This window comes from Gemmatimonadota bacterium (assembly GCA_026706845.1).
Classification (GTDB): Bacteria; Latescibacterota; UBA2968; order UBA2968; family UBA2968; genus VXRD01.
Genome location: JAPOXY010000257.1, coordinates 1 through 8634, shown reverse-complemented (window position 1 = coordinate 8634; position 8634 = coordinate 1). Strand labels below are relative to the sequence as shown.

The following is an 8634-nucleotide window of genomic DNA, read 5'->3' as shown; positions in this document are numbered from 1 at the left end:
GGTGTGGAATTGAGTATCTTTGGTACGGCTATCTAGGCTATGTATTCGGCGTCCCTATAGGTGTGAGCATAGTGGAAATGGATCATCTTCTTGATTTAATATTGCCAATATTAGGTAGTGTAACGGGAGCAGGAGTTGGTTGGGTGATAACTTCGTCCTCCCCTCGTCTCTGGCCCTCCGTGCTTATCGGGCCACTCGTCGGAGCGGTGATGATGTCCGAGTTGTCAAATCCCCTTAATGATCGTCGTTTTTCTGTGGGGCTGGCACCTAATTCCGATGGGAAATTATCGGCGATTGCCACGTTGTGGTTTTAAGTGGCTCTCCAAAATCTGCTCAAACAGATGGGGTGGTTTCATGAGAATAGATTGCAATATTTCTTAATAGAGTGGATCACTGGCGTTGTGCCTTCGGCGTGGCGGTCAAAGGCCGCGCTGACGTTTAATTTCTGATGACCGCTCTTTTGACAGATACCAATTGTGCAAGGTGAACGATTATGAAGCGATATACGCTAATTGGGATATGCACACTGTGTATATGGCTCATGGCGGGTGAGGGTTTTGCTCAGCCGGTCAGATCACTCGTTTTAGTTTTTCCCAACAATAGCCCCACAGCAGCTTTGGGCAATGCTGGTGTGGGGTTGATCGGGAGCGGGCAGGCCATTTTTTACAATCCCGCAGGGCTGGCTTTTATGGAGGGTCGAGAAGCGTATTTTACGTATGTAACTTGGTTTAGTGGTATCAAGAACTACGTAGCTGGCGTTTCAGCAAATGTACCGCATATAGGGACATTGGGGTTTTCTGCTGTGAATTTCGATAACACGAATGAGAATGAGAGCGAATATGCTATTTCTGGGGCTTATGCGTTCAATATTACCCGCAGGATTGCGGTGGGGGCAACCGTCAAGCTGGCGCATCACGACTATTCCAGAGCAGGCATGCTATATCGTGAAGATGATATTTTTCATGAATTTCAAGATGGTATTTTTCATGAATATCCAGACTCAACTGAAAAATATGTTCACAATTTTTTCCTCTTTGATGTAGGCGCGTATTCCGTAGGGATTCAAAATTTAGTGCTGTCGCTGAGCGTGCATAATTTGAGCGCGAGGGGATTAGACGAGTCGGCGTTAGAGCTTTCGGAGATCATCCGCCTGGGATTGCTCATTGATTTGATGTCGCTGATGGATATGAGGTCTTTGCCACATACGCTGGATCTGGTCCTGGGTGTGAATACACGGACCAATTTCGATGGGCCTGTTGAACTGAACATGGGCGTAGAATATACGTATTTGTACCGGGCTGCGGACCACTCTTTCGGCGTTTCCTTGCGAGCAGGACGAAGATCCCAAAGATACTGGCGAGCGACAAATCCCACCGTCTGGGGAGGTGGTTTGCAGTTTAAGACCAATGGGGGTTGGGCACTAAAGATGGATTACGCACGCAAGGCCTTTTATTATCGTAGCGAAGTTCCTGGAAGGTTTATTTACACGGTTAATTCTAAAGTCCATATTCTCAGCCTTGCTTTCAATTTTTAGGGTGAGGTTACTAATTCGAAAAGGGAAACTCATGGCACGAATAGCTACAATCGTTTGGATGTTAAGCGTATGTATGCTTGAGACACTACTGGCAGGAGTGGTCTTTGAGGCTGGTGAAATTGATAGCAGCACGGTTAAACCCGGTGCCTATGTCGAGATTATCTATGGGAGTGGGGAGCGAGATCCAGTGTCAGGGGTGTGGGAGAGGCTGGATACGGCAAGGGGGTATATTCAAGCGATTGATGCAGAGACTCTGACTATTGGCGAACGGTTTTGGAAGAAGGAAATAGAGTTAGAACGCATCCAAAAGTTGACGATTCCAGATGCTACCCACGAGATGAGTAACGTCAGTGGAATACCAGACCCGTCTTTCGGATCACGGAGATTGCAGACGGAAATTGTTTTAGAAGCCGGTGAGATTGATAGTAGCGCGGTTGAAGTGGGTGCTTTTGTCGAGGTTATCTATGGGACGGGCGAACGAGATTCGGTGTCAGGAGTGTGGGGGGGACTGAATACTGTAAAAGGATATGTCAAAGCGATTGATGCAGAGCATTTGATTATTGGTGAACGGTTTTGGGAAGAGCAGGTCGCATTGGAGCGGATTCAAAAGCTGACCATTACAGACTCCTCCCGCGGTAGGTCGAGGGTTGAGATTGGCAGTGCTTTTGCGACAGAGTATCGGAACGCTTGGCCCTTTTTGGGTATTGGGCCTGGTACGGTTATTTTGGCTGAGGAAAATTTTAGTCTTAGTTTTGTTCACGTTTTTGCCGGATATGAGCTTGGAGCTGGGCAATTTAGCGCGAGTATAGAGGCAGGGTATGGCGCACCAATTGAGGCATTGGAGTGGGGGGTTGGTGTTTTTTCGGTGAATGGAAATTTTCATCTTATTAAAAAACATCGTCTGAATACTGGCGTTCCTTTTTTGTCAGTTGGCTATACGGCTTTGGTGAGGGAGGGAAGCACGAGTTTATTCAATGTCGGGGCCGGTATCACCTGGTGGTCTCATAAAGGCAGGAGCCTGCGTCTGGAAGTGCGAGATCATATTACCTCGTCAGGAGGAGAGGGCGCACATGCTCTGGAATTCAGGATCAGTGCTATTCGATAATCATCTGATTTTAGAGTTTTAAGGATTGTTGCAGGATAAATACCACCAGTTCAATTGAGGAGAGTAAGGCTTGACCAGGAGACGATATACGCTAATTGGGCTATGCACGCTAATTGGGTTGATAGCGGGTGAGGGATTTGCCCAGGAGTCCGATAGGCCAACGGGAACGGGGTTCTCTTTTCTAAAGTTGCCCACCCATGCCCGTATGACAGCTCTGGGTGAGGCTGGGGTAGGGTTGGTCGGGAGTGGACAGGCTATTTTGTACAATCCAGCGGGACTGGCTTTTATGGAAGGTCGGGAAGCGTATTTTACGTATGTAGATTGGATAGGTGGTCTCAAGCACTACGTAGCTGGCGTTTCAGCAAGTCTGCCACGTATAGGGACATTGGGACTTTCTGCGGTGAATCTCGATTTTAATACCACGCAAAAATTCAGCGATTACGCCATTTCCGTGGCTTATGGGGGCCTGATTACCAACCGGATTGCGGTGGGAACCACTCTCAAGCTGATCCATGGGCGTTCTCCCGGGGAGGATCGCGAGCAAAATGTCTTTGCCTTTGATTTGGGCGCGTATTTTGCCACGGGATTACGGAATACGGTGATCGCGATGGGCATGGAGAACTTGAGCACGAGCGGGTTAGGCGAGCCAGAGCAAGGAGGTCTTCCGAAGAATGTGCGGCTGGGAGTGCTTCTTGATTTGATTGCGCTGACGGCTATCGGTCCCTTGCCTCATAATCTAGATCTGGTCGTGGATGTGAATAATCCAAACGATTCTAATGATGGCTTCTACACGGACATAGGTATCGAATATACATATATACACCAGACCGCTATAGACAATATGTTGGGATTTTCGCTGCGAGCAGGACACAGAAAAAGGTCAGGTAGTATCTCAGATGCCAACACCCTGGGTATAGGCGTGCTACTTAAGACTCATGGTATCGGTTTGAAGGTAGATTATACGAGCAAGTTCTTTAAATCTGTTTTTGATAAACGGGTGCATATCCTCAGTGTTGCTTTTGATTTTTAGAGTGCGGTTCACTGATTCGGAAAGAAGGATAAATTCATGAAAAAACTAACCGTTACCTTCGTAATCGTAACCATCCTGCTCAACGCGATAGCTCCCACGCTTGCCCACGCAGCTACATATTTGCAAGGCACAGAGGTCAATGCCAATACGTTGGTCCAAGATGCCTACGTTGCAGTTACTTATTACGATAGCAATGGCAAACAGAAATTGGAGAAGGGGTGGATTGATGCGATTGGTGAAACTTCGTTCACGATTCGGAGCGGAGGTATCAAGGACAAGAAGACTATTTCTTATGATAAAGTCGTGTCAGTGTTCATAAGCGAAGAAACAAATACGCTAAAGCAGATGAATGAGGTGAATCAGTTTATTGGAGAGAAAAAAAGGAAAGAAAAAAAAGAGGAAGAGTTGAAGGCCATCACGATCATGTCAGGTGGGCAGATTGATCTTTCAAAGATCAGGAAGGGATGGTATGCCCATGTTATTTACACATCAAAAGGTGAAAAAAAGATTGTAACTGGAAGGATTACCAGGCAAGACTCTGTTCATATTGTCATTAGAGTGCGGGAAGAGAGGGCATTGAAGATTTCGAAAACAAGGGCCTTAACAATTTCGAAAACAATAGCATACAAGGACATCGATACCCTCGTTATTTCGCAATATATGCAGGAAGCATGGAAAAATGCAAAATATCAGGTCCAAAGACACCTTAAAAATGAATACTATACCGAAGTGCGTGTCCAGGCCCCTTCAATCTGGAAGGGGCGGGTGGTTGGCAGATTCATCAGAATGAGACCGGACACACTGGTTATCCAAAGAGGAGGTAAATTTTTTGAAGTGCCCCATTCTGCGATCTCCAATTTTGAAGTAAACATTAGACAGAGAAACACGGGGAAAGGAATGGCTATTGGCTTTGGTGTTGGAGCTGCGATTTTCTGGGCCGTATATGCAAGTCTTGATCTTGACTACCCTGACTCTACGGAGGGCCTAGCATTACTATATGTTTTAGGATACATATCTATACCTATTTGCGCTCTCTCCACTCTCATTGGTGCTACAATAAAAACCGATAAATGGGTCAAAGTGTCGCCCTATAGTCTCAACCTGAGCCTTGCACCCACATCTTCAAAAGGGCTTCGCGCCGCGCTGACGTTTAATTTTTGACCTGTAAGAGCACTATAGAGGATAAACCCATGCACATATCGCGACCGCAACGGTCAAGAAAAAACGGAGAGGGGTGATGTCATGAGAATAGAATGTAAGATACTCAGGGTAAGCGCGTGTTTGTTTGCGTTGCTTTGTCTATCGTCTGTTAGCTATGCTTCTCAGCCATCGGCTGATGTGCATTTTTGCAGGGTTCTCGATTTCGAAGACATGCAGGCGCGCGATAGTTTATATGTTGCGCCAAAACAAACGTTTAATTTAAACGCAGGCGAATCTCGCACTGTTCGAATGATCTACTTTCTGCCGAATGACCGTCCCTTTCGCCAGGAGGTGATGGATTCGATGAACGTGACCATTCGCCAGATTCAGACCTTCTATGCGGAACAGATGCAGGCACATGGATATGGGAACAAGACCTTCCGCTTTGAAACTGATGCCCAGGGCGAACCACTAATTCATCGCCTTGATGGTCAACACTCCGATAGCCACTATCTCAACAACACACCTACTAATGTGTTTCAAGAGATTGAACAGGTATTTAATATGAGAGAGAATGTTTATTTTATCGTCATTGACTATAGTAGAAACGGAATTGGTGGTGCAACAGCTATAGGAGGCCGACGGAGTAAAAATGGTGGCATTACTTTGATGCCCAGCAAATTTAGCTGGACAACACCAGCACATGAACTCGGACATGCCTTTGGGTTGCAGCACGATTTCAGTGATGGCGCATATCTCATGTCGTATGGTCCAGGACAAGATCGGTTATCTATGTGCAATGCCGAATTTTTGGCTGTACATCCCTATTTCAATCTTGATACCCCAACTGAAGAGGCGCAGTCGCCAACGATTGAACTCGTTTCGCCGACTGGATATCCGGCAGGGTCAACGAGCGTTTCTATTCAACTCAAAGTCAGCGATTCAGAAGGTCTGCATCAAGTAATTTTATTTGTTAGAACAGGAGAACCACATCCCTCTGCTGGAGGTTCTGAATTGAAGGCATGTCGTGGATTGGCAGGTGAAAAAGATACTGTCGTTGTATTTGAGTATGATGGCGTTATTCCATCTATTGGCTATACGACGAGCCTTTCCAATCCTACTGTACATCCGATTTATATCGAAGCAGTTGATACTGAAGGGGATGTCAGCTATATATCTTTTGAACTGTGGGAAATTTCACCACAACATATCTCCACCCTTGAAGAGCATACGAGAGAGATCAGTTCCGTGGTATTTTCACCTGATGGTAAAATGCTCGCTTCCGGAGCAGAGGATAATACGGTCAAGTTGTGGGATGTTGCGACAGGAGAAAATACCGCTACCCTTGAAGAGCATACGAGTTGGATCTCTTCTGTGGCATTTTCACCCGATGGGGCAACGCTTGCTTCAGGATCAGGGGATAGAACGATCAAGTTGTGGGATGTTGCGACAGGAGAAAATACCGCTACCCTTGAGGGACATGGAGTTGAAGTCTTGTCTGTGATATTTTCACCCGATGGGACAACACTTGCTTCCGGATCTAATGATAAAACGATTAAGCTGTGGGATGTTGCAACAGGTAAAAATATCTCTACCTTTGAGGGACATACGGAAGGGATTACTACTGTTGCGTATTCACCTGATGGGACAACACTTGCTTCCGGATCTAATGATAAAACGATCAAGCTATGGGATGTTGCGACGAGTGTAAATATTGCTACTCTTGAGGGACATACGGGTTGGGTGCAGTCTGTTGCATTTTCGCCCGATGGTAAAACGCTCGCTTCAGGGTCATGGGATAGAGCAAGTAGAGCGATCAAGCTGTGGGATGTTGCGACGGGTGTAAATATCGCTACGCTTGAGGGGCATGTGTCTTACGTCACCTCTGTAATGTTTTCCCCCGATGGGATGATCCTTGCTTACGGGTCAAGTGATGGCAAAGTCACGCTGTGGGATGCGTCTGAGTGGCAGATTCCCCGTCCTCAAACACTTGTGAAGATTTCAGGTGATAACCAGCAGGGCACGCCGAGTTCAGAGTTGGCGAAGGCTTTGATTGTTGAGGTGAGAGATCAGTACGGTGCTGTGTTTGCAGGTGCTGCGGTCACATTTACTGTCATCTCAGGAGACGGGAAACTCAGTGGGCGGTTCACGGTTGAGAATGCAACAACTGATATTAATGGCAAGGTAGAGAGGACGCTTACCTCTGGCCTGGGAACAAATACTGTTGAAGTATCTGTCGCTGGAATTGTGGAGACCTTTAATGCGGTGGGCGTTGGGATGCCTCCCACGCCGATCATAGGGGGTGACTATCCGACATGGCATTTACCCGATGGCGCAATGATCCGCATAGGAAAAGGGCACCTGGGAAAAGGCGATAGGGCAGTGGCATTTTCGCCTGATGGTCAACTTCTGGCTGTGGCAAGTGGCATTGGTGTGTGGCTTTACGACGTTGGGACTTCCCGTGAACGCGCACTACTCACTGGACACAGGCGGGCGATCAATGCTGTGGCATTTTCGCCTGATGGCACAATCCTCGCTTCGGGATCATGGAATGAAATCAGACTGTGGGATGTAGCGACAGGCGAAAATATCGCCACCGTTGCGGGGCATACAAGTGAGGTCTATTCTGTAGCATTCTCTCCCGATGGTAAAACCTTTGCCTCGGCGGGAGGAGAGTTTCAAGATTATACGGTCAGACTGTGGGATGTAGCGACAGGCGAAAATATCGCTACACTTGAGGGACATACAAGGAGTGTAGTTTCTGTATCTTTTTCGCCTGATGGCGCAACCCTCGTCTCAGGATCAGGGGATCACACGGTCAAATTATGGGATATTGCTACAAAAACAAATATTGCTACTCTTGAAGGGCATACGTCTGGGGTTAGTTCTATCGCGTTTTCGCCTGATGGAATGATATTGGGTTCAGGGGCTGGGGACGGTACAGCAAGGTTGTGGGATATGGCGACGAGAGAGACTATAGCAATCTATAAGTATGTGATTCCGTTTTTTGGCTTGGATAGAGTGAATACCATAGCATTCTCTCTTGATGAGGCTACTTTAGCCGTAGGGACAAATAATAAGGTCGAGCTGTGGGATGTTGTGACAAAAACAAATATTGCAACTCTTGATAGGGATATCTCTGGAATCAATTCAGTGTCATTTTCACCCGTTGAGACGACCCTTGCTATAGGGTCAAGTCTTGGTGTGGTCAAGCTATGGGATATTGCGACACAAAATGTCTCTACCTTTGTGGGGTATCTGTCTTGGGTCCGCTCTGTGGCATTTTCGCCCAATGGAAAGACTCTCGCTTTGGGGTCAGAGGGTGAGGTTGTGTTGTGGGATATTGCGACGGGACGCCATGTTGCCACCCTTGATAGATATGCGGGTTCGGTCAATTCTATGGCGTTTTCGTCTGAAGGGACGCTGCTCGCTGCGGTGTCATCGGACGGCATCAATCTGTGGGATGTAGCGACAGGCGAAAATATCGCCACCCTTAAGCATCGAATTACTATCAATTCTATGGTGTTTTCACCCGATGGGACGCTACTCGCTTCCGGTTCTGGGAGAAACGTCCTGCTTTGGGATGTTTCGACAAGACAAAATATCGCCGTCCTTGAAGGGCACACATCTGGGGTCAGTTCTGTGTCATTTTCGCCCGATGGGTCAACCCTTGTCTCCGGGTCTTATGATAAGACGATTAAACTCTGGAATGTGTCAAAAAAAGAAAATATCACTACCCTTCCGCATGATAGTTGGGTCGGTTCTGTGTCGTTTTCACCCGATGGGACGCTACTCGCTTCCGGTTCTGGGAGAAACGTCCTGCTT

General features: G+C 47.2%; 6 protein-coding genes. All 6 read left to right on the top strand.

Going from position 1 to position 8634, the window contains the following annotated elements; translation table 11 throughout:
* A partial coding sequence (locus OXG87_22650) for a hypothetical protein (GenBank protein ID MCY3872354.1) occupies window positions 1-314 on the top strand: 314 nt, incomplete at its 5' end.
* A gap of 179 nt (window positions 315-493) precedes the next feature.
* Window positions 494-1534, top strand: a complete 1041-nt coding sequence (locus OXG87_22645) for a hypothetical protein (protein MCY3872353.1) — start codon at window positions 494-496, stop codon at window positions 1532-1534.
* Between the two features lie 73 nt (window positions 1535-1607).
* Window positions 1608-2639, top strand: a complete 1032-nt coding sequence (locus OXG87_22640; protein ID MCY3872352.1) for a hypothetical protein — start codon at window positions 1608-1610, stop codon at window positions 2637-2639.
* 70 nt (window positions 2640-2709) lie between these two features.
* On the top strand, window positions 2710-3669 hold the full coding sequence (locus tag OXG87_22635; protein MCY3872351.1) for a PorV/PorQ family protein: 960 nt from the start codon (window positions 2710-2712) through the stop codon (window positions 3667-3669).
* A gap of 36 nt (window positions 3670-3705) precedes the next feature.
* Window positions 3706-4830 carry a hypothetical protein gene (locus tag OXG87_22630; protein MCY3872350.1) on the top strand — a complete coding sequence of 375 codons (1125 nt, stop codon included), beginning with the start codon at window positions 3706-3708 and terminating at the stop codon, window positions 4828-4830.
* Between the two features lie 81 nt (window positions 4831-4911).
* On the top strand, window positions 4912-8634 hold a 3723-nt coding region (locus tag OXG87_22625), incomplete at its 3' end, for a hypothetical protein (GenBank protein MCY3872349.1).

Bases quoted from the DNA above. Each gene is read 5' to 3' on its own strand.
- OXG87_22645 (MCY3872353.1), top strand. From the start codon at position 494: ATGAAGCGATATACGCTAATTGGGATATGCACACTGTGTATATGGCTC.
- OXG87_22640 (MCY3872352.1), top strand. From the start codon at position 1,608: ATGCTTGAGACACTACTGGCAGGAGTGGTCTTTGAGGCTGGTGAAATT.
- OXG87_22630 (MCY3872350.1), top strand. From the start codon at position 3,706: ATGAAAAAACTAACCGTTACCTTCGTAATCGTAACCATCCTGCTCAAC.